Raw genomic sequence first — 21,146 nt, 5'->3', positions numbered from 1 at the left:
CATTTCTGGTCGGGTGCGGTGGCGCAAGGATACTGGCCGACCCGCCGCGGGGGCCGCCGGGTAGCCTCGGCCCGGTGAGTGCGAACCCGCTCCTCCCCTCGCTCAGCGTCGTGATCCCGGTCTACAACGAGCAGGACTGGATCGAACGCAGTGTCGGCGCACTGATGGTCTCCGCCGCGGAGGCCAGCTGGCCGATCGAGGTCGTCGTCGTCGACGACGGCAGCACGGACGCCACCCCCACGCGGCTCGACGAGCTGCGCGAACGCCACGGCATCACCGTGCTCAGCCAGGCCAACTCGGGCCGCTTCGAGGCCCGGCGGGCGGGCATCGCCAAGGCCGCCGGGAACCAGATCCTGCTGCTGGACAGCCGGGTGGTGGTGGACACCGGCGCGCTGACGTTCCTGCGCGACCAGCTGGTCGACCACCCCGAACGGACGGTCTGGAACGGCCACGTCAACGTCGCGTCCGAAGACAACCCGTACGCCGGTTTCATGGCCGGGCTGGTGAAGATCCCCTGGCGCCGCTACTGCGCGGATCCGCGCCTGATGTCCTTCGGCATCGAAGAGTTCGACCTGTTCCCGAAGGGCACCGGGTTCTTTTCCGCACCGCGCGCGGTTCTCGAGTCGGCGTCGGACGCTTTCGTTTCCCTGTTCGACGACGTCCGCTTCGCCAGTGACGACACCGGTGTCCTGCGGTGGATCGCCGAACGGCACCGCATCTTCCTGGCCCCGGAGTTCTCCGCGACCTACCACGGGCGCGAGAGCTTCAAGAAGTTCGCCGCCCAGGCGTACTTCCGCGGGACGACGTTCGTGGACTCCTACCTCGGCTCGCCGGGCCCGGCCCGCAACGGCCTGTTCGCCGCGTTCGGCGTCGGCCTGCTGGGCCTCGGCCTCGCGGCCAAACGCCCGAAGACGGCCGTGCTGCTCGCGGCCGCCGGGTCGGCCGCGGCCGGGGCGGCCGTGACGCGCTTCGGCGCGACGAACGCGGAGGCCAAGGCCGTCGCGAAGCTGGCCCCGGTCTTCGGCGCCGGCTTCGGTGCCGGCGCCGTCCGTGGTCTCGTCATGGCGCTGCGTGCCCGCCGGCGGCGGGGACGATGAGCTCACCGGTGACCCACGAGTCCGACGAGACGGACGGGCGCAGCCTGGCGAAGGAAACCGGGCGCTCGGCCGGGAAGATCGGCATCTCGCTGCTCGTCGCGATCGCGCTCGGCTACGTGCTGACGCTGGTCGCCACCCGCTGGCTCGGGCCGGAGAACAGCAAGGTCTACCTCTCGTTCTGGGGCATCCTGATGGGCCTCGGCAGCGCGCTGTCGCCGCTGGAGCAGGAGCTGTCCCGCCAGTCCGCGGTGGCCGCGCTCGACGGCGGCCGGGCGGGCAGGCCCGCGCTGCGCGCGCTGACCGTCGGCGCGGTGACCGTCGCCGTGGTCGCGGCGCTGACGATGGCCGTGCCGGTGCTCTCGGACCGGCTCTACGGCGGCAACACCGCGCTCGGCGTCATCGTGCTGTGCGGCGCGATCTCGTTCGCCTGCCAGTTCGCCGCCCGCGGCCTGCTGGTCGGCCAGCAGCGGATCAAGCCGTACTCGGGCCTGGTCGTCGCCGAAGCCGCGGTCCGCGTGGTCGTGCTGCTCGGGATCGCCGCGGCCGGGCTCACCGGCGTGACGTCGTTCGCGATCGCGGCCGCGACCGGCTCGTTCGCCTGGCTGCTGTTCGTCAAGCCGGTCTCCGGCCTGGTCGACCCGCACGCCGACGGCGAGGGCTGGGGGCCGGTGACCGGCCGGATCCTCGTCCTGCTGACCGGGGCCGCGCTGACCGCGAGCGTCATCACCGGCTACCCGGCGATGGTGAGCCTGCTCGCGCCCGGCGGCTCGGTGGCCGACGTCGGCGTCCTGTTCGCGACGCTCACCGTGTCCCGGGTGCCACTGCTGCTGCTTTCCCCGCTGCAGGCGCTCGCCGTGCCGACGGTCGTCCGGCTTTCGGGCACCGAGGAGGGCACGCACCGGCTCCGGCGGCTGCTCGCGCTCGGCGCGCTCGGCACGGTCGCCCTCGGCGTCGTCGGCGCCCTGGTCGGCTGGCTGATCGGGCCGTGGCTGGTGTCGCTGCTCTACGGCTCGGACTTCGTCGCCCAGGGCTGGTGGGTGGCGTGGATGGTGTGGGGTGCGGTGCTGCTCACGGCGCTGCAGCTGATGACGGCGGTGCTGGTGGCGCGCAAGGAGGCGAGCAAGGTGCTGGTCACCTGGGCCGTGGTCGCCGCCGCCACCGCGGTGACGCTGCTGCTCGTGCCGGGCGACCCGATCCTCAAGGCGGTCGCCGGGCTGGCCGGGGGGCCCACGCTGGGGCTCGTGGTCGTGTTGATGTTCGTCTTGCGACGTCCGGGCAACGTGCGGCCCGCTTCGGACGTCCCAGTAGGGTGACCCCGGCCGGACCGGGGACAGGAATCGGCGGGGTATCGCCGGTGAGGTTGGACAGCGGAAAACCATGAACGTACTTCTGGTCGTGCTCGCCTTCTGGCTGCCGGGCCTCGTCTTCGGGGCCGCGATCCGGCTGCGCGGCTGGCTGCTCGCCGCGGCCGCGCCGATCCTGACGTTCGGCATCGTCAGCCTGGGCGTGCCGGTGCTGGGCGGGCTCGGCATCCGCTGGTCGACGCTCGACGTCGCGCTCTGGACGCTCGTGCTTTCGGCCGTCGGCTTCGGGCTCGCGTTCCTCGTCCAGCGGTTCACCGCCCGGCGCCACCCCGACTGGGCGGAGCAGGACGCCGCCGCGGCGGCCCCCGCCCGGTCCCTGCGCGAACACCTGCTGATCGGGGCCGGTGTCCTGGCCGGCAGCCTCGTCGGCATCGTCACGTTCCTGCGCGGCGCCCGCGGCCTGAACCAGGTCCAGCAGGGCTGGGACGCGCCGTTCCACGCCAACCTGGTCCGCTGGATCGCCGAGCACGGCGACGCCCGGCCGTCGACCGTCGGCACCATCGCGAACCTGCCGGACCAGACGAACTACTTCTACCCGGACACCTACCACGCCCTGCTCGCGCTGGTCTTCGACAAGGCCGGCCTGGCGATGATGCCGACGCTGAACATGGGCGCGCTCACGGTGATCCTGTGCGTGCCGATCGGCGTCGCGGCGATGTGCCACGCGTGGCGGATGCCGGCGCTCGCGGTCGCCGCGGCCGCGGCGGTGTCGGCCTCGTTCACCAACTTCCCGTACGACTCGCTGTGGCGCGGCCCGCTCTGGCCGTACGTCGCCGGCGTCGCGCTGATCCCCGCGATGCTCGCGCTCGCCCGCCGGCTGCTGGAGCCGCGCGGGATCTCGGGCCCGGTCGCGATCGGTGTCGGCGTCGCCGGCCTGATCGGCCTGCACACCAGCGTCGCGTTCGTCGTCGTCGTGTACTTCCTGCTGATCCTGCTCGCCGTGCTGTTCAAGGCCGAGCGGATCGACTGGCGCCGGTCGGCGGCCTCGCTCGGGGCCACGGTCGCGCTCGCCGTCGTCTGCGGGCTGCCGCTGGCGTTGCCGTCGCTGTACAACGCCGGCGGCGTGACCAGCGCGTTCTGGAGCTCCGAAGCCACCGTCACCGGCGGCCTCGGCGAGACGCTCACGTTCTCGCCGATGGCGGCCTTCCCGCAGTGGTGGATCGGGGTGCCCGCCCTGATCGGCATCTTCCTGCTGGTGAAGCACCGGCGGATGCTGTGGATGGTCGCCGCCTACGTCGTGTTCGGCGGGCTGTTCGCCGCCACCGTGTCGCTGGAGACGCCGCTCATCCACACCCTGACCGGCATCTTCTACAACGACCACTGGCGGATCGGCGCGCTGGTCCCGCTGGCCGGGGCGGTCGCGTTCGGCGAGTTCACCGAGACCGCGGCCCGCTGGTTCGCGCGCAAGGCGGGCACCCGGCTGCCGAACGTCTCCCCGGCGACGCTCACCACGGTCGGCGTCGTGCTGCTCGTGGTCGTCGTGGGCGGCCTGAGCCGCGGCGGGTACATCGGCCGCAACGCCGCCCGCCTGCAGCTCAACTACAGCGGCGGCCCGACGGTCAGCAACGACGAGCGCGAGGCGTTCGACTGGCTCGCCGCGCACGTCCAGCCGGGCGAGCGGGTGATGAACGGCAAGGCCGACGGCTCGGTGTGGATGTACGCGCTCGACGGCGTCCAGCCGGTCGAATGGACCTTCTACGGCGCCGAGCTCGACACCCCGGCCGGCTACCTCAGCACCTACCTCGACGACATCGACCGGTTCCCGCGCGTGCGGGAACTGCTCACCGACCTCAAGGTGCGGTACGTCTTCGTCGGCAAGGGCAAGGTCACGTTGTCGACGAACAGCGGGCCCGGCCTGAGCCACCTCGACACCACGTCCGGTTTCAAGGTCGTGTTCCAGAACCCCGGCGCGTCCGTCTACGAGATCGAAGGCCAGCAGGGCGTTGTCGCAGCTGGTGCGGCTCCAGGGTCCGGGGCCGGTAACCGGTAGTGAAAGGCTAGAGTGATCGCGTGTCCAGCACCTCCGTGACCAGCCGCCGCGTGCTCATCGTGATGCCCGCGCTGAACGAGTCCGCGAGCGTCGCTTCGGTCATCGAGCAGGTGAAACGCGCCCTGCCGGGCGGCGACCTGCTGGTCGTCGACGACGGTTCGGTGGACGACACCGCCAAGCTCGCCCGCGCGGCCGGGGCCGAGGTGGCCCGGCTCGCGGTGAACCTGGGCGTCGGCGGCGCGATGCGCACCGGCTTCCGCTACGCCGCCGCCCGCGGGTACGACGTGGTCGTGCAGGTGGACGCGGACGGCCAGCACGACCCCGACGAGCTCGACGCGCTGCTGCGCGGCCTGGACGACGCCGACATCGTGATCGGCTCCCGGTTCGCCGGCAAGGGCTCGTACAAGGCAAGCGGGCCGCGCAAGTACGCGATGGTCGCGCTCTCGCTCGTGTTCTCGCGGCTGGCGAAGACCAAGCTCACCGACGTCACGTCGGGGTTCAAGGCGATGGGACCACGCGCGATCCGGCTGTTCGCCGGCTACTACCCGGCGGAGTACCTCGGTGACACCGTGGAATCGCTGGTGATGGCCATCCGGGCCAAGCTGACCATCAAGGAGATCCCGGTCGTCATGCGGGAGCGCGCGGGCGGCACGCCCAGCCACTCACCCGTCAAGTCGGCCGTCTACCTGAGCCGGGCCGGGCTCGCGCTGCTGCTGGCGCTGGTGCGCCGCCGGCCCGCGGTCGACTCCTCCGACTCGGCGTAAGGGGAAGCAGAAATGCAGGGTTGGCGGATCCTCAGCCTCGTTGTCGCCTGTGTCGTGCTGTTCGTCGTCCTCGAGATGATGCGGCGGCGGAAGCTGCGGGAGAAGTACGCGGGCGTGTGGCTCGTGGTCGCGGTCGGCGTCGTCGTCCTCGCGGTGCTGCCGCAGGCGGCCGATTTCCTCGCCAAGCACACCGGCGTGCAGACGCCGTCGAACTTCGTCTTCCTCCTCGCCGGCGTCGTGCTGGCGCTGGTGTCGCTGCACCTGTCGACCGAGGTCGGGCACCTGGAGGAAGAGGTGCGCACGTCGGTCGAGGAGACCGCGCTGCTGCGCTGCGAGCTCGAGGACGCCAAGCGCGAGCTGGCCGCCCGGATCACCGAGCTGGAGGCGCGCACCACCGCGCCTGACAACGTCAAAGGGCTGCCCGAGGTCGAGCGCGTCAGCAAGTGACCGGGTGATCGACGCCCTGCTCGCCGCGCCCGCGCGGCTCGGCGGGGTGCGCGTCCTGGCCGTCGACGGCCCGTCGGGCGCCGGGAAGTCCACACTGGCCGATCGGGTCGTCGCCGGGCTGCGGGCGCGCGGGTGCCGGACCGAGCTGGTGCGCACCGACGCCTTCGCGACGTGGGACGACCCGGTTTCGTGGTGGCCCCGGCTGGTCGAGGGCGTCCTGAACCCCCTCGCGAACGGCGTCGAAGGCGCTTACCGGCGGATGGACTGGACAAGTGGGGCACCCCGGCCGGGTGAGCTCGTCCGGGTGCCCGTGCCGGAAGTCCTGGTGCTGGAGGGCGTCTCGTGCGGCCGCAGTTCGGCAAGACCCCTGCTTTCGCACCTCTGCTGGCTCTCCGGCGGCTCCGAAGAGGACCGGCTGAGCCGGGCCGTCGCGCGCGACGGCGAGGCCGCCCGGGCCGAACTGGGCCGCTGGCAACGGTTCGAGCGCGGCTGGTTCGCCGTGGACGGCACCGCCGAGGCCGCCGGTACCCGACTTTCGTCGGAAACCGAGCCGTCACCGTGCGTGAGCGGGCCACTCCGGATCGATCAAGGGAAGTCTCTCGGGTCAACACGACCGGGCTAACGTTGGTACCGCCATCTGAGTTAGGGATCCGCCACCGGGTGGAGTGGTCGGCCACAAATGGTCACAGTCTGTCGTGATTTATGGACACATTGCGGTCAAATCGACGCCCACGTAGCGCGATCGTAACCTCACGTACTTAAGCCTGGGGCGAGTTCCCGCTAGTGTCGGCGGGCACACCGACCGTCCGTCGAGTTCCTGACCGACCGGACGGTGACTTTGAACCCGAACATCTCCCAAGGGGTGCCAGATGCAGCAATTGCGGCTGACCCGAACACGCCGCGTGGCCCTGATCGGGCTCGCCGGCGCGCTCGCGGTTTCGCTGTCCGCCTGTGCGGAATCCAAGCGTGAAGAGGGCGCCGGGGGTGGTACCGGAGGCACGATGATCTTCGGTGCGGCCGGTAACCCGAAGATGTTCGACCCCGCGTTCAACGACGAGGGCGAGACCTTCCGGATCACGCGGCAGATCTACGACACGCTGATCCAGAACAAGCCGGGCACCGCCGACCTCGAGCCCTCTCTCGCCGAGAAGTGGGAGTCGAGCAACGAGGGCAAGACCTGGACGTTCACCCTCAAGTCCGGCGTGAAGTTCTCCGACGGCACCCCGATGGACGCCACGGCGGTCTGCTTCAACTTCGACCGCTGGTACAACATGAAGGGCGCCGCCGCCCAGAGCCAGATGATCTACTACGGCGACGTCTTCGAGGGCTTCGCCAAGAACGAGGGCGACGCGAGCGGCGACCCGGTCTACAAGAGCTGCGAGGCGAAGGACCCGACGACCGCGGTCCTCAACCTCAACAAGGCCAAGGGTGCGTTCCCGTCGGCGTTCACGCTGCCGTCGTTCTCCATCGAGAGCCCGACCGCGCTCAAGGCGCACAACGCGGACCAGGTCACCCAGAGCGGCGACTCGTTCACCTACAGCGAGTACGCGAACAAGTTCCCGACCGGTACCGGTCCGTTCAAGTTCGAGAGCTGGGACCAGGCCAAGGGTGAGATCACCCTGGTGCGCAACGACACCAGCCCGTCGCCCGCGAAGCTCGACAAGCTGATCTTCAAGGTGATCCCGGACGAGAACGCCCGTAAGCAGGCGCTCAAGGCCGGCGACATCAACGGCTACGACTACCCGAGCCCGGCGGACTACGGCCTGCTGCGCAACGACGGCGAGCAGGTGCTCATCCGCCCGTCGTTCAACGTGCTGTACCTGGGCATCAACCAGGCCAACAACCCGAAGCTCAAGGACGTGCGCGTCCGCCAGGCGCTGGCCTACGGCATCAACCGCGAGCAGTTCGTGAAGTCGAAGCTGGCCGAGGGTTCCGAGGTCGCGACCGAGTTCGTCCCGAAGGTCATCTCGGGCTACACCGACGACGTCACGAAGTACCCGTACGACGTGAACAAGGCGAAGGACCTGCTGAAGCAGGCCGGTGCCGAGAACCTGACGCTGAAGTTCTACTATCCGACCGAGGTCAGCCGGCCGTACATGCCGAACCCGGCGGACACCTTCACGGCGATCTCCGAGGACCTCAAGAAGATCGGCGTCACGATCGAGGCCCACGCCGAGCCGTGGAACGGTGGCTACAAGGACGACGTGCAGAAGGCCGGCAAGCAGGACCTCCACCTGCTCGGCTGGACCGGTGACTACAACGACGCCGGCAACTTCGTCGGCACGTTCTTCGGCCGCGAGAAGAAGGAGTTCGGGTTCAACAACCCGGAGCTCTTCGCGGCGCTGAGCGCGGCGGACGCTTCGCCCGCCGGTGACGCTCACGCCAAGGCGTACCAGGAAGTCAACAAGAAGATCATGGACTTCCTCCCGGCGGTCCCGATCGCGTACCCGACCCCGGCGATCGTGGTCGGCCCGAAGGTCAAGGGTCTGGTGGCGAGCCCGCTCACCGACGAGCGTTTCAACACCGTGACCGTGAGCTGATTTCGGAATTCAGCCAAAGGCAGGGGGTGGGTGCTACCGCACCCACCCCCTGCGCCTGATTCCCGGGCTGGCAACAAAGGACTGCAAGTGCTCCGTTTCCTCGTGCGTCGGCTGCTACAAGCGATCCCGACGCTCTTCATCCTGTCCATCCTGGTCTTCGCCTGGCTCCGGTCCCTGCCCGGTGGTCCCGCCGCCGCCCTCCTGGGCGACAAGGCGACGCCGGAGAAGATCGCCAACCTCAACCACGTGCTCGGCCTCGACCAGCCGATCTTCGTGCAGTACTTCGGATTCCTCGGCCGGGCGCTCACCGGCGACTTCGGCAACTCCCTGGTGTCGACCCAGCCCGTGATGGGCGAGATCGTCACCTTCCTGCCGGCGACCATCGAGCTCGGTCTCTCCGCGATGATCATCGCGATCATCATCGGCATCCCCGCCGGCTACCTGTCCGCGCGGTACCGCGGTGGCCCGGTCGACAACGTGGTCATCGTGCTCAGCCTGATCGGCGTCGCGGTGCCGGTGTTCTTCCTCGGCTACATGATGCAGGACATCCTGGCCGCGCCCCTCGGTCTTCCGTCGCAGGGCAGGCAGGCCGCCGGCCTCGACGCCACGGCGATCACGAACTTCGCCATCCTCGACGGCATCATGACGAGCGAGTGGGACGCCGTCTGGGACGCGATCAAGCACCTGATCCTGCCCGCGTTCGCCCTCGCCACCATCCCGCTCGCGGTGATCACCCGGATCACCCGCGCGTCGGTGCTGGACGTCCTCAACGAGGACTTCATCCGCACGGCCAACTCCAAGGGCCTGACCCAGCAGGTGGTGCGCACCCGGCACGTCCTGCGCAACGGCCTGCTGCCGGTGGTCACGACCATCGGCCTGCAGACCGGCGCGCTGCTCGGCGGCGCCGTGCTGACCGAGCGGGTGTTCAACTTCCGCGGCCTCGGCTTCCTGCTGGCCGAAGGGATCGAACGGCGTGACTACCCCCGGCTGCAGGCGCTCCTGCTGTTCGGTGCCGTGGTCTACGTCCTGGTGAACATGCTGGTCGACATCTCGTACGGGATCATCGACCCGAGGGTGCGTGTGCGATGAACACTCTGCTCAACAAGAAGAAGGAACCGATCGACAAGCTCGCCGCGGCGAGCGGCCGCAGCCTCGGCGGGGAAGCGATCCGCCGGATGCTGCGCAGTCCGGTCGCGATCACCGGTGGCGTCATCACCGGTGTGTTCCTCATCGTCGCGATCTTCGCGCCGCTGCTGGAGCCGAAGGACCCCGACGTCCAGTACCTCGGCGACCAGATCCGGCCGAACTTCATCCCGGGCGCGCAGTCCGGGTTCCCGCTCGGCGTGGACGACTTCGGCCGCGACTTCCTGTCGCGGCTGATCGCCGGCGCCCAGCAGACGCTGATCGTCGGTGTGCTCGCCACGATCGTCGGCGTGCTCATCGGCGTGATCATCGGTGGCCTGGCGGGTGCCTTCGGCGGCTGGGTCGACACCGTCCTCATGCGGCTGGTCGACGTCATGCTGGCGTTCCCGTCGCTGCTGCTGGCCATCTCGATCGCGGCGCTGTTCGCGAAGCCGAGCCAGTGGACGGTCATCCTGGCCGTGTCGATGATCGGCGTGCCGATCTTCGCCCGGCTGCTGCGCGGTTCCATGCTGTCCCAGCGGGACGCCGACCACGTGCTGGCCGCGAGGTCGCTCGGCGTCAAGCGCTGGGCGATCGTGTTCCGGCACATGCTGCCGAACTCGCTCGGCCCGGTCATCGTGCAGGCGACGCTGACGCTGGCCACGTCGATCCTGGAGGCCGCGGCGCTGTCGTTCCTCGGTCTGGGCGACCCGGACCCGTCGCGGGCGGAGTGGGGACTGATGCTGGGCAAGGCCTCGCACCAGTTCCTCGACGTCCGCCCGGAGCTCGCGTACTACCCGGCGATCGCGATCATCATCGTGGCGCTCGGGTTCACGCTGCTCGGCGAGTCCCTCCGTGAAGCCCTCGACCCGAAGAACAGGCGGTGAACCACCGTGGCACTCCTTGAAGTACGTGACCTCACGGTCGACTTCGTCCGCCGCGGCGAGCGGTCGTTCACCGCGGTCGACGGCGTCAGTTTCGACGTCGAACCGGGCCAGACCGTCGGCCTGGTCGGCGAGTCCGGCTGCGGCAAGTCCGTGACGTCGCTGGCGATCATGCGGCTGCTGGCCCGGCGCGGCAACAAGGTCAGCGGTTCGGTGCGCTTCGAAGGCACCGACCTGCTCAAGCTGTCCGACAAGGACATGCGCGACCGCCGCGGCCGCGACCTCGGCATGGTGTTCCAGGACCCGCTGTCCTCGCTGAACCCGGTCATCCCGATCGGGCTGCAGATCACCGAGGTGCTGGAGCGCCACCGCGGGATGTCGCGCAAGGCGGCGTCCGTGGAAGCGACGGACCTGCTCGACAAGGTCGGCATCCCGGACCCGTCGCGCCGGCTTTCCGAGTACCCGCACCAGCTTTCCGGCGGGATGCGGCAGCGCGCGCTGATCGCGATCGCGCTGGCGTGCCGGCCGCGGCTGCTCATCGCCGACGAGCCGACCACCGCGCTGGACGTCACCATCCAGGCGCAGATCCTGGCGCTGCTGCGGGAACTGGTGCAGGACACCGGGACCGCGCTGATCATGATCACGCACGACCTCGGTGTGGTCGCCGGGCTGTGCGACGAGGTCAACGTGCTCTACGGCGGCAAGATCGTCGAACGCGCGCAGCGGCACCAGCTGTTCGCCGAGCCGCGGCACCCGTACACCCACGGGCTGCTCGCCTCGATCCCGCGCCTGGACGCGGGCCGCGGCGAGAAGCTGGTCCCCATCCGCGGTTCGGTGTCCGACAACATCCCGTGGGAGGGCGGCTGTGCGTTCGCGCCCCGCTGCCCGAACGCGCTGCCGGTCTGCCGTGAGGTTTCGCCGCAGCTGGTGCCCGACCAGGGCGGGCTGCTGCGCTGTCACAACCCCGTGCGGCCGGCGGTCGCGGCGGGAGGAGGAGCCCGATGACCCGTCCTGCTGGCGACGTGCTGCTGGAGGTCACCGACCTCAAGGTGCACTTCCCGATCAAGAGCGGCGTCGTGTTCGATCGGACGGTCGGCCACGTCTTCGCGGTCGACGGTGTCGACCTGTCCATCCGCCGCGGCGAGACCTACGGCCTGGTGGGCGAGTCCGGGTGCGGCAAGTCCACGCTGGGCCGGGCGATCCTGCGGCTCAGCGAGCCGACGGCGGGCTCGGTGGTCTTCGACGGCACCGACGTCGCCAAGCTGAAGGGTGAGGAACTGCGGAAGGCCCGGCGCCGGATGCAGATGATCTTCCAGGACCCGCTGTCCAGTTTGGACCCGCGGCAGTCGGTGGAGTCGATCCTCGTCGAGGGCATGCACGCGCACGGCCTCGACAAGGACAAGGAAGCCACCCAGCGGCGGCTGCGGCAGCTGCTGTCCGCGGTCGGCCTCCCGGAGACGGCGCTGCGGAAGTACCCGCACGAGTTCTCGGGCGGGCAGCGCCAGCGCATCGGCATCGCGCGGGCGCTGGCCGTGGAGCCGGACCTGATCGTCGCCGACGAGCCGGTGTCCGCCTTGGACGTTTCGGTGCAGGCCCAGGTGGTGAACCTGCTGGAGGACCTGCAGGAGCAGCTCGGCCTGACGTACGTGGTGATCGCGCACGACCTCGCGGTGGTGCGGCACATCTCCGACCGCATCGGCGTGATGTACCTGGGCGCGCTGGTCGAGGAGACCGACGCGGACTCGCTGTACCGGGAACCGCTGCACCCGTACACGCGGGCGCTGCTGTCGGCGATCCCGGTGCCGGACCCGCAGGTGGAGGACACCCGCGAGCAGATCCTGCTGGCGGGTGACCTGCCTTCGCCGGCGAACCCGCCGACGGGCTGCCGCTTCCACACGCGCTGCCCGTGGAAGCAGGCGAGCCTGTGTGACACCGACCGCCCGCAGCTGCGTGAGATCGGCGGCGGTCACCGGGTGGCGTGCCACTACGCGGAGGACATCCGCGACGGGCGCATCCAGCCGCACGAGGTGCAGGCGGAGCTGGTCGAGTTCAGCGGGGCGCTGAACCCCGACCTGGGCCCGCCGGACGTCGGGACGTCCGCCGAGATCCTCTGAGGTTCTCCTTCCGGGTGGCCGGCCGGGATTCGTCCCGGCCGGCCATTCGGCTTTCAGGGCTTGAGGTCCAGCGCGGCGCTCATCGTGGCGTCCATGTAGAACGGCGTCGAGTCGTGCACGTGGGTGATCCGCCACTCGCCGTCCTGCTTGCGGAAGCCGAGGGTGGAGCGGAACCACAGCTCGAACGGCTGCGGCATGCCCTTCGGCATCGTCGACAGCCGGTTGAGGGCGTGGCTGAAGGCGACGTCGCCGCCGATCGTGACTTCGAGGTCGCGGACCTCGTACTTGATCGGGCCGTCGAAGCCCGCGAACCAGGCCGTGCGGGCCTCGACGTCTTCGCCGTGGTGAACGAGCGGCGGGGCCAGGGTGAACGCCCGGAGGTCCTTCGCGCACTGCGCGGCGATCGCTTCGGCGTCACGTTCGGTCATCGCCGTCGCGCGGGCGGCCACCAGTGCGCGAATCCGCTTGTCGTCCTGCTCGGTCATGCCATCCTCCTGGGGTGTGGTGCCGGTCGGAAGGGACGTAGGCGCCGCCGCGCGGATTTCGACATCGACCGGAGGCTTTCGTGAAATACGTGGTCCTGATCTACGGCAACCCCGAGTCCCGCGCGGCCTGGGAGGGCATGAGCGCCGAGCAGCAGGCCGCCGGGCTGGCCCATTACCAGCAGCTCAGCGACGACCTCGACGCGTCCGGCGAGCGCATCATCTCCGAGCGGCTCGCCTTCCCCGAGCTCACCACGCGGGTCAGCGTGGGCGAGCACGGCACGACGACGACCGACGGGCCCTTCGCCGAGGCCAAGGAGTTCCTCGCCGGCTTCTACCTGCTCGACTGCGAGAGCCGCGAGCGCGCCGTCGAGATCGCGGCGCGGATCCCCGAAGCCGCGTTCGCGGTGGTCGAAGTGCGGCCGGTGATGGGGCTGCACGGGCCGGACCTGTGATTCCCGATCTGCTGCGCTCGCTCGCGCCCGAGGTCCTGGCGGCGCTGGTCCGGCGGTACGGCGATTTCGAGGCTTGTGAGGACGCCGTCCAGGAGGCCCTGCTGGCGGCGTCGCAGCAGTGGCCGTCGGCGGGGATCCCGGATCACCCGAAGGGGTGGCTGATCACGACGGCGTCCCGCCGGCGCATCGAGCAGTGGCGCAGCGAGACGGCCCGGCAGCGGCGTGAGGAAGCGGTGGCACTGGCTTCGCCGCCGGAGCCGGAGCCGGTCGCGGTGGATGACACGCTGACGTTGCTGCTGCTCTGCTGCCACCCGTCGCTGACCCAGCCGTCCCAGGTGGCGCTGACGCTGCGTGCGGTCGGCGGGCTGACGACGGCGGAGATCGCCCGCGCGTTCCTGGTCCCGGAGGCGACGATCGGCCAGCGGATCAGCCGTGCGAAGCAGAAGCTCCGCGGCTCACCCTTCACGCGAGACGGCGGCCCGGAACGGCTGGCGGCGGTGCTGCAGGTGCTGTACTTGATCTACACGGAGGGTCACACGGCGAGCTCGGGCGACGAGCTGAACCGCGTCGAGCTGACGACGGAGGCGATCCGCCTGGTCCGCAGGCTGAGCGCGGAACTCCCGGCCGACGGCGAGGTGACGGGCCTGCTGGCGTTGATGCTCCTGACCGACGCCCGCCGTCCGGCCCGCGTTTCTTCGTCGGGCGCGCTGGTCCCCTTGGCCGACCAGGACCGCACGCGCTGGAACCGCGCCTTCATCGACGAGGGGATTTCGCTGATCACGGGCGCGCTGTCGACGGCTCCGGTGGGGCCGTACCAGCTCCAGGCGGCGATCGCGGCGGTCCACGCCGAGGCCCCGACGGCCGCCGAGACGGACTGGGCGCAGATCCTCACGCTGTACGACCTGCTGCGGGTGGTGGCGCCGGGGCCGATGGTGACGTTGAACCGGGTGGTGGCGTTCGCGCAGGTCAACGGGCCCGAGGCGGGGTTGGCGGAGCTGGCGGGCACGGAGTTGACGGAGCACCACCGGGTGGACGCGGTCCGGGCGCACTTGCTGGAGCTGTCCGGTGACGTCGCGGGGGCACGGGAGGCGTACCTGGCCGCTGCCCGGCGGACGTTGAGCCTGCCGGAGCAGGCCTACCTGCAGTCGCGGGCCGCGGCTCTGAAGCCCGGCTGAGAGTTGTCCACATGGGGGTGAACCCTGTGGACAACTCCGGCACGGAAACGCGAGATCCGCCGTCGCCGCTCGGCTGACGCGACTTGAGTCGTACCCCCTGCAATACCTGAGTAGGCCGCCCCCGGCGCACTTCCCCCGGTACTCTGCGGAAAGCAGATTCGCCGGACAGCAGGGGGTACGAGCAGTGCACATCGACCAATGGCTGGAGGCGATCCCGCCGCTCTCGGTGTACCTGATCGTCGGCGCGGTGATCATGATCGAAAGCCTCGGCATTCCGCTGCCGGGTGAGATCGTGCTGGTCAGCGCCGCTTTGCTGGCTTCGCAGCACAGCAACCTGAGTCCGCTGTGGATCGGCATCCTGGCCAGCGCCGGTGCCATCATCGGCGACAGCATCGGGTACCTGATCGGAAAGACCGGTGGTCAACGGCTGTTCGCCTGGGCCGGCCGGAAATTCCCGAAGCATTTCGGGCCGACGCACCTCGCCAACGCCGAACGGATCTTCAACAAACGCGGCGTGTGGGCCGTCTTCCTCGGCCGGTTCATCGCGTTCCTGCGCATCCTCGCCGGCCCGCTCGCCGGGTCGCTCAAGATGCACTACCCGAAGTTCCTGCTGGCGAACGCGGCCGGCGGCATCGTCTGGGCGGGCGGCACGACCGCGGCCGTCTACTACCTCGGCGTGGTCGCCGAAGAGTGGCTCGGCCGGTTCTCCAAGTACGGCCTGGTCGCCGCGATCGTGATCGGCGTCATCGTGTTCTTCGTGATGAAGAAGCGGCTCGGCAAGAAGCACGAGGAAGAAGAGAAGCAGGAAGTCGGCGAGCCGACGGCCTAGACCGCGACGAGCTCCGGTTCGCGCTTCCGCACGGGCCGCAGCGACCCGAGCAGCACCCCGGCGATCACGACGGCGGCGGCGCCGACCTCCAGCCAGGTCGGCCGCTCGCCGAGCAGCACGAACGACGCCGTCAGCCCGACCACCGGCACCAGCAGCGAGAACGGCGAGACGACACCGGCCGGGTTGCGCCGCATCAGCGTCGTCCACAGGCCCGACCCCACGACCGTGCCGATCAGCACGACGTAGGCCAGCCCGCCCAGCGCGGTCAGCCCGGTCGGTGTCCCGAGCGTCGCCAGCGAGTGCCACTGGGCGGCCGGGCCCTCCATGACCAGCGAAAGCGCGAACATCGGCAGTGGCGGCACCACCGACATCCACAGCGTGAAGTGCAGCGGGTTGTCGGGCTCGGCCTTGCGCGTGCTGAGGTTGCCGAACGCCCAGCTCAGCGCGGCCAGCAGCGTCAGGATCATCGGCAGCAGGGCGATCGCGTGCCCGGACTGCTGCCACGCGATCGCGACCATCCCGGCGACGGCCAGCGCGATCCCGGCCAGCTGGTGCGGCGTGACGCGTTCGCGCAGGAAGACGGCGCCGAGCAGCACCGTGAACGGCGCCGACGCCTGCAGCACCAGCGACGCGAGCCCGGTCGGCATCCCGGTGTCCATCGCGATGAACAGGAACGCGAACTGCCCGGTGCCGAAGCCCAGGCCGTAGCCGAGCAGGTGCCGCACCTTCACCTTCGGCCACGGCACGAACAGGATCGTCGGCACGGCGATCACGGCGAACCGCAGCGCGCCCGCGAACACCGGCGGGAACTGGCCGAGGGTGGCGTGGATGGCGAGGAAGTTCAGGCCCCAGAGCACGGCGACGAGCACGGCGAGCAGGCGGTCACGGGTGGGCATGCCTCCACTGTGTCAACGGTGACCGTGAAGGACCAGCGATAATATCTGCACGGACCGTTTAGCTGTCCTTCAAGAAAATACCCCGTGACCTGGGCCTCTCCATGGCGATGACGGCCAGGACGCCGCTCGCCGGCGCCGAGACCTGCGCGCGGCTGCGCCACGACCGTGAAGTGGTGGCCGCCGAAAGCGTGGCAACCTTGTAGCCGGACTTCACATATGCTGGCCGCGTGGATCTGGGTCGCCTGCGCACGCTGCGCGAGTTCGCCGACCGCGGGAGCGTGACGGCGGCCGCGCGGGCGTTGCACTGCACGCCGTCCGCGGTTTCGCAGCAGCTGCGGGCCCTGCAAGGCGAGGTCGGCCTGCCGCTCACCGAGCCGGCCGGGCGGGGGCTGCGGCTGACCGATGCCGGCCGCGCGCTGGTCGCCCGGGCCGATGAGGTGCTGGCCGCGCTCGATCGTGCCGAGTCCGAACTGGACACCTACCGCAGCGCGCCGCGGGGGCGCGTGCGGATCGCGATCTTCCAGTCCGCCGGGCTGATGCTGCTGCCCGGCCTGCTGACCCGGGTCGCCGAGTACGAGGGCCTGGAGGTCGACGTCCGCGACGTCGACATGACGCCGCCCGAGGTGCCCGGCCTGGTGGCGGACTACGACATCGTCGTCGCGCACCGGGACGAGCACGCGCCGGAGTTCGACGCCGGCCGCCTCGACGTCGTGCCGCTGCTGCGCGAACCGCTCGACGTCGCGCTCCCCGCCGGGCACCGGCTGGCGAACCGGCGCCGCGTCGAGCTGGCGGAGCTGGCCGACGAACGCTGGATCAGCGTCGACTTCGGCTTCCCGGTGGACGACGTCCTGCGCTCGCTGACCATCCGCACCGGCGTGCGGCCGGTGGTGGTGCAGCGGATCAACGACTTCCGGATCACCGAGCGGCTGGTCGCGGCCGGGCACGGGATCGCGCTGCTGCCGCGGTACACGATGAACACCGGGCGCGGCCGCGGCCTGGTCGCACGGCCGCTGGCCGGCATCCGCGCGGCCCGGCTGGTGGAGGCGGTCTGCCGCACCGGCGCGCTGCAACGCCCGGCCGTGGCCAAGGTGATCGACGAACTGCGCGCGGAGATCGCCCAGCTCACCGCTTGAAGCCGCGCAGGTAGGTCAGCGCGATCCCCAGTGCGTCCTCCAGCGCCGTGAGGTCGTGCCGGATGTGGGCCAGCAGCAGTCCACCTTGGACGGACGTCATCGCCGCCTGGGCCAGGCGCGCCGGGTCGGCGTCGGGAGCGAGCTCTCCCTTGTCCCGCAACGTGGTCAGGCCGCGTTCCAGGTGCGACTCCCACGTCCGGTAGGCCTGGTCGACCAGTGGCGCGAGCTTCGGGTTGTCGCCGACCTCCCCGGCGAGGTTGCCCAGTGGGCAGGCGACCGGCGTGCCCGCGCGGCGGTGGATGTCCAGCAGCTGCTCGGTCCACGTCTCGAGGTCGGCCCAGGAAGCCAGCGTGAAGATCGCGGGCTGGTTGCCGAGGATCTGCTCGAGGTACCGGTCGATCACGGCCGCGACCAGCTGCTCCTTGTTCTTGAAGTAGTGGTACATCTGCGACTTCCCGGCCCCGCTCGCAGCGAGCACCTTGTCGACGCTCGTGCCCGCCACACCGTCGACGTACATCAGCCCCGCCGCCGCGTCGACGATCGCGTCCCGCGTCTTCTTGCCGCGCGGGGTCGAGGCCGCTGCTTGCGTCTCCATGTACTGAATAGTACAGTTCGCTTCACTGTACCGATCAGTACAACCAGTTTGGGGGATCCATGACGCTCGACAACGCTTTGACCGGAGTGAACGACCACCTCCGCGGCGCGCTGCCGCCGGAGATCTTCGACGTCCTCGAAGCGGACCGGCGCCGGGCCGCCGGGACGACGTTCGCCGAGGTGGGAGCCACGATCGAGGACTTCGAGCTGCCGGGGGCCGACGGCGTGCCGTCGAGCCTGGGCGATCTCGTCGCGGACGGGCCGGCGGTGCTCGTGTTCTACCGCGGCCAGTGGTGCCCGTACTGCAACCTGACCCTGCGCACCTACCAGCAGGAAGTCCTGCCTGAGCTGGGGAAGTTCGGCGCCACCCTGGTGGCGATCAGCCCGCAGCGGCCGGACGGCTCGCTGCCGGCGGCCGACCTGGAGTTCCCGGTGCTGTCGGACGCCGGCAGCACCGTCGCGCGGGGACTCGGGCTGAGCTATCCCGTTTCCGCCCCGGTGCGGGAGGCGATGGTGACCCTCGGCACGGACCTCGAGCAGGTCAACGGCACCTGGGAGCTGGTCCACCCGGCCGTCGTCGTGGTCGATCAGCACCGCGTGATCCGCTACCTCGACGTCCACCCGGACTTCGTCACGCGCACCGAGCCGGCGGACATCTTGGAAGCGGTCAAATCGCTTTAGCGCCGCGCTTCACGCCGTAGGTGATCACCGAACCCAGGATCAAGGCGACGCCGAGGGAGAGCAGCATGCTGATCCCGGGTTCGGTGATGATCTGGCCGCCCGCGTAACCCAGGAAGGCCACGTACGACGTCCAGAGCGTGACGCCGACGGCCGACGCGGTGAAGAACTCCGCCATCGGCCACCGGAGCGAGCCGGCGAGCAGGGCACCGATCGTCCCGCCCGACGGCAGCCAGCGGGCCGCCACCAGCACCGGCCGGGGGTGGCGCTGCAGGCGGCCGTCGAACCAGCCGATGCCGGCGGCGATCTTCTTCCGCCGGCTCAGCCGGTCCAGCGCCGCCCGGCCGCCGAACCGGCCGAGGGCGTAGAGCGCCTGGTCCGAGACCAGGCACCCGGCACTCGACACGGCGATCACCAGCGCCAGCGACGTCCCGCCCTGCGCCGCCGCGACACCCATGCCGAGAATCGTCACCTCGGTCGGCAGCAGGGGCACGAGCGAGACGACGAACAGCACCAGCAGTCCTGCCGTAGTCGCGTCCACACCTCCATTAACCGCCTGCCGGGGGCGGATGAATCCCGATCACCGGGGACTCACAGCAACCCGACAGGCGGCCCACAGGTTCAGCGATTGGCGCGGTTGACCGCCGAGACGACCGCGCGCAGCGACGCCGTGACGATCGACGGGTCGATGCCGATGCCCCAGAACACCCGGTCCGAGATCGCGCACTCGATGTACGACGCGGCGCGCGCGTCGTCACCCGGCGAGAGCGTGTGCTCGGAGTAGTCCAGCAGGCGCAGGTCGAAGCCGACGGTCGAGAGCGCGTCGAAGAACGCCGCGATCGGGCCGTTGCCGCGGCCGGTGACCTCGTGCTCGTCACCCTCGACGCGGACGGTCGCGGTGATGTCGTACTCGCCGTCCCCGTTGTCCTGGACGTGCTGGCGGACCAGCTCCAGCGGCGTCTTCAGCTCCAGGTACTCGGCCGCGAAGGCGTTGTACATCGTGGTCGGGTCGACCTCGCCGCCCTCGGTGTCGGTGTAGCGCTGGATGACCTTCGAGAACTCGATCTGCAGGCGCCGCGGCAGGTCGAGCTGGTGCTCGGCCTTCATGATGTAGGCGACGCCGCCCTTGCCGGACTGCGAGTTCACCCGGATCACGGCCTCGTACGTGCGGCCGACGTCCTTCGGGTCGATCGGCAGATACGGGACCTCCCACGGGTACTCGTCGATCGGCACGCCCTGCTTGTCGGCGGCGTCCTTCAGCGCGTCGAGGCCCTTGTTGATCGCGTCCTGGTGGCTGCCGGAGAAGGCGGTGAACACCAGGTCGCCACCCCACGGCGAGCGCTCGCCGACCGGCAGCTGGTTGCAGTACTCGACCGTCCGCTTGATCTCGTCCATGTCGGAGAAGTCGATCTGCGGGTCGATGCCCTGGCTGTAGAGGTTCATGCCCAGCGCGACCAGGTCGACGTTGCCGGTGCGCTCGCCGTTGCCGAACAGGCAGCCTTCGATCCGGTCGGCGCCGGCCTGGTAGCCCAGCTCGGCGGCGGCGATGCCGGTGCCGCGGTCGTTGTGCGGGTGCAGCGAGAGGATCACCGAGTCCCGGCGTTCCAGGTTCCGGGACATCCACTCGATCGAGTCGGCGTAGACGTTCGGCGTCGCCATCTCGACGGTCGCCGGCAGGTTCAGGATCACCGGCTTCTCCGGCGTCGGCTGCCAGATCTCGGTGACGGCGTTGCAGACCTCGAGCGCGTACGACAGCTCGGTGCCGGTGTAGGACTCCGGCGAGTACTGGAAGCGGAAGTCGGTGTCCGGTTGCTTCGCCGCCAGCTCGACGACCATTTCCGCGGCCTGCGTCGCGATCTTCTTGATGCCCTCGCGCTCCTCGCGGAAGACGACGCGGCGCTGCAGGATCGAGGTCGAGTTGTAGATGTGGACGATCGCGCGCGGCGCGCCTTCGAGGGACTTGAAGGTCCGCTCGATCAGCTCGGGACGGCACTGGGTCAGCACCTGGATGCTGACGTCGTCCGGGATGGCGTGCTCTTCGATGATCTCGCGGACGAAGTCGAAGTCGGTCTGGCTCGCGGCCGGGAAGCCGACCTCGATCTCCTTGTAGCCCATGCGTACGAGCAGGTCGAAGAACTTCCGCTTGCGCGCGGGCGACATCGGGTCGATCAGGGCCTGGTTGCCGTCCCGCAGGTCGACGGCGCACCACAGCGGCGCGCGCTCGATGCGCTTCTCGGGCCAGGTGCGGTCGGGCAGGTCGATGTTCTCGACGAGGTCGTACCAGGGGCGGTAGCGGTGCACCGGCATGGAAGTGCCGCGCTGGGTGTTCCAAGCGGGCTGGTCAGCGGGCGCGGGACGCGAAGGCTTGCGGATCTTGCTCATGGTTTCGAGGGTGTCTCCAGCTAGACGGGTGCGACCGGCACCACGAAGCCCCGCGACGGGGAGCCGGTCCGGTCAGGCCCCGTCGCGGCAGCGAAGCAGGAGAGCACGCGCCACGACTCCACCATAACCAGGGAACGCCGGGCGGGGGAAGCCGGGCGTCTCCTCCTGGGGGTTACCTGTGGGTAGCAATTGGCCGGTGC

The 21,146-nt window shown here is 70.1% G+C and carries 21 protein-coding genes; 16 read left to right on the top strand and 5 right to left on the bottom strand.

Annotated elements, in window-relative coordinates; translation table 11 throughout:
* Positions 1-74: 74 nt before the first annotated feature.
* The 11 genes from QSK39_RS09570 (at position 75) to QSK39_RS09520 (ending at position 12,322) form a co-directional block, all read left to right on the top strand.
* Positions 75-1,097: a glycosyltransferase family 2 protein gene (locus QSK39_RS09570; protein ID WP_285477253.1), complete on the top strand. Its 1,023-nt coding sequence runs from the start codon at positions 75-77 to the stop codon at positions 1,095-1,097.
* An 8-nt stretch (positions 1,098-1,105) separates the two neighbouring features.
* Complete coding sequence (locus tag QSK39_RS09565) at positions 1,106-2,410, top strand: polysaccharide biosynthesis protein (protein WP_285477252.1); 1,305 nt, start codon at positions 1,106-1,108, stop codon at positions 2,408-2,410.
* A 64-nt stretch (positions 2,411-2,474) separates the two neighbouring features.
* A complete protein-coding gene (locus QSK39_RS09560; protein ID WP_285477251.1) occupies positions 2,475-4,451 on the top strand; it encodes a DUF6541 family protein in 1,977 nt (658 codons plus the stop codon).
* 62 nt (positions 4,452-4,513) lie between these two features.
* Complete coding sequence (locus QSK39_RS09555; protein ID WP_465286280.1) at positions 4,514-5,215, top strand: glycosyltransferase family 2 protein; 702 nt, start codon at positions 4,514-4,516, stop codon at positions 5,213-5,215.
* 12 nt (positions 5,216-5,227) lie between these two features.
* Positions 5,228-5,662, top strand: a complete 435-nt coding sequence (locus QSK39_RS09550) for a DUF2304 domain-containing protein (protein WP_285477249.1) — start codon at positions 5,228-5,230, stop codon at positions 5,660-5,662.
* Between the two features lie 4 nt (positions 5,663-5,666).
* The gene (locus QSK39_RS09545; RefSeq protein ID WP_285477248.1) at positions 5,667-6,284 is read left to right on the top strand and encodes a uridine kinase family protein; all 618 of its coding nucleotides are present in this window, start codon (positions 5,667-5,669) and stop codon (positions 6,282-6,284) included.
* Between the two features lie 247 nt (positions 6,285-6,531).
* Positions 6,532-8,202, top strand: coding sequence for an ABC transporter substrate-binding protein (locus QSK39_RS09540; protein WP_285477247.1), 1,671 nt, complete (start codon positions 6,532-6,534; stop codon positions 8,200-8,202).
* 87 nt (positions 8,203-8,289) lie between these two features.
* Positions 8,290-9,291: an ABC transporter permease gene (locus tag QSK39_RS09535; RefSeq protein ID WP_285477246.1), complete on the top strand. Its 1,002-nt coding sequence runs from the start codon at positions 8,290-8,292 to the stop codon at positions 9,289-9,291.
* Positions 9,288-10,211 (top strand): ABC transporter permease, encoded by a 924-nt coding sequence (locus QSK39_RS09530; protein WP_285477245.1) that lies wholly within the window; start codon positions 9,288-9,290, stop codon positions 10,209-10,211. Before QSK39_RS09535 ends, QSK39_RS09530 begins: the two co-directional genes overlap by 4 nt.
* Positions 10,212-10,217: 6 nt before the next feature.
* A complete protein-coding gene (locus QSK39_RS09525; protein ID WP_285477244.1) occupies positions 10,218-11,213 on the top strand; it encodes an ABC transporter ATP-binding protein in 996 nt (331 codons plus the stop codon).
* On the top strand, positions 11,210-12,322 hold the full coding sequence (locus QSK39_RS09520) for an ABC transporter ATP-binding protein (RefSeq protein WP_285477243.1): 1,113 nt from the start codon (positions 11,210-11,212) through the stop codon (positions 12,320-12,322). The genes QSK39_RS09525 and QSK39_RS09520 overlap by 4 nt, the downstream gene beginning before the upstream one ends.
* Positions 12,323-12,375: 53 nt before the next feature.
* Here the strand turns inward: QSK39_RS09520 and QSK39_RS09515 are convergent, their stop codons facing one another.
* Positions 12,376-12,807, bottom strand: coding sequence for a YybH family protein (locus tag QSK39_RS09515; protein ID WP_285477242.1), 432 nt, complete (start codon positions 12,805-12,807; stop codon positions 12,376-12,378).
* Between the two features lie 80 nt (positions 12,808-12,887).
* Between QSK39_RS09515 and QSK39_RS09510 the strand changes: the two genes are divergently transcribed.
* The 3 genes from QSK39_RS09510 (at position 12,888) to QSK39_RS09500 (ending at position 15,263) form a co-directional block, all read left to right on the top strand.
* On the top strand, positions 12,888-13,259 hold the full coding sequence (locus QSK39_RS09510; protein ID WP_285477241.1) for a YciI family protein: 372 nt from the start codon (positions 12,888-12,890) through the stop codon (positions 13,257-13,259).
* Positions 13,256-14,434, top strand: coding sequence for an RNA polymerase sigma factor (locus QSK39_RS09505; RefSeq protein ID WP_285477240.1), 1,179 nt, complete (start codon positions 13,256-13,258; stop codon positions 14,432-14,434). The genes QSK39_RS09510 and QSK39_RS09505 overlap by 4 nt, the downstream gene beginning before the upstream one ends.
* Positions 14,435-14,618: 184 nt before the next feature.
* Positions 14,619-15,263: a DedA family protein gene (locus QSK39_RS09500; RefSeq protein WP_285477239.1), complete on the top strand. Its 645-nt coding sequence runs from the start codon at positions 14,619-14,621 to the stop codon at positions 15,261-15,263.
* Here QSK39_RS09500 and QSK39_RS09495 read toward each other — a convergent pair.
* Positions 15,260-16,159, bottom strand: coding sequence for an EamA family transporter (locus QSK39_RS09495; RefSeq protein ID WP_285477238.1), 900 nt, complete (start codon positions 16,157-16,159; stop codon positions 15,260-15,262). The genes QSK39_RS09500 and QSK39_RS09495 overlap by 4 nt on opposite strands.
* A gap of 227 nt (positions 16,160-16,386) precedes the next feature.
* Between QSK39_RS09495 and QSK39_RS09490 the strand changes: the two genes are divergently transcribed.
* Positions 16,387-17,292 (top strand): LysR family transcriptional regulator, encoded by a 906-nt coding sequence (locus QSK39_RS09490; protein ID WP_285477237.1) that lies wholly within the window; start codon positions 16,387-16,389, stop codon positions 17,290-17,292.
* Here the strand turns inward: QSK39_RS09490 and QSK39_RS09485 are convergent.
* Positions 17,282-17,887 (bottom strand): TetR/AcrR family transcriptional regulator, encoded by a 606-nt coding sequence (locus QSK39_RS09485; protein WP_285477236.1) that lies wholly within the window; start codon positions 17,885-17,887, stop codon positions 17,282-17,284. The two genes, QSK39_RS09490 and QSK39_RS09485, sit on opposite strands and share 11 nt — an antisense overlap.
* 59 nt (positions 17,888-17,946) lie before the next feature.
* On the opposite strand from QSK39_RS09485, the gene QSK39_RS09480 reads away from it, so the two are divergent.
* Positions 17,947-18,567 carry a peroxiredoxin-like family protein gene (locus QSK39_RS09480; protein ID WP_285477235.1) on the top strand — a complete coding sequence of 207 codons (621 nt, stop codon included), beginning with the start codon at positions 17,947-17,949 and terminating at the stop codon, positions 18,565-18,567.
* Here QSK39_RS09480 and QSK39_RS09475 read toward each other — a convergent pair.
* A complete protein-coding gene (locus QSK39_RS09475) occupies positions 18,554-19,105 on the bottom strand; it encodes a DedA family protein (RefSeq protein WP_285477234.1) in 552 nt (183 codons plus the stop codon). The two genes, QSK39_RS09480 and QSK39_RS09475, sit on opposite strands and share 14 nt — an antisense overlap.
* Before the next feature lie 80 nt (positions 19,106-19,185).
* The gene (leuA, locus tag QSK39_RS09470) at positions 19,186-20,946 is read right to left on the bottom strand and encodes a 2-isopropylmalate synthase (protein WP_285477233.1); all 1,761 of its coding nucleotides are present in this window, start codon (positions 20,944-20,946) and stop codon (positions 19,186-19,188) included.
* Positions 20,947-21,146: the final 200 nt, after the last annotated feature.

The organism is Amycolatopsis sp. NBRC 101858, from assembly GCF_030269325.1.
GTDB classification, from domain to species: Bacteria; Actinomycetota; Actinomycetes; order Mycobacteriales; family Pseudonocardiaceae; genus Amycolatopsis; species Amycolatopsis ponsaeliensis.
The sequence above is the reverse complement of the archived record's forward strand: the minus strand, read 5'-3'. Positions and strand labels throughout refer to the sequence as shown.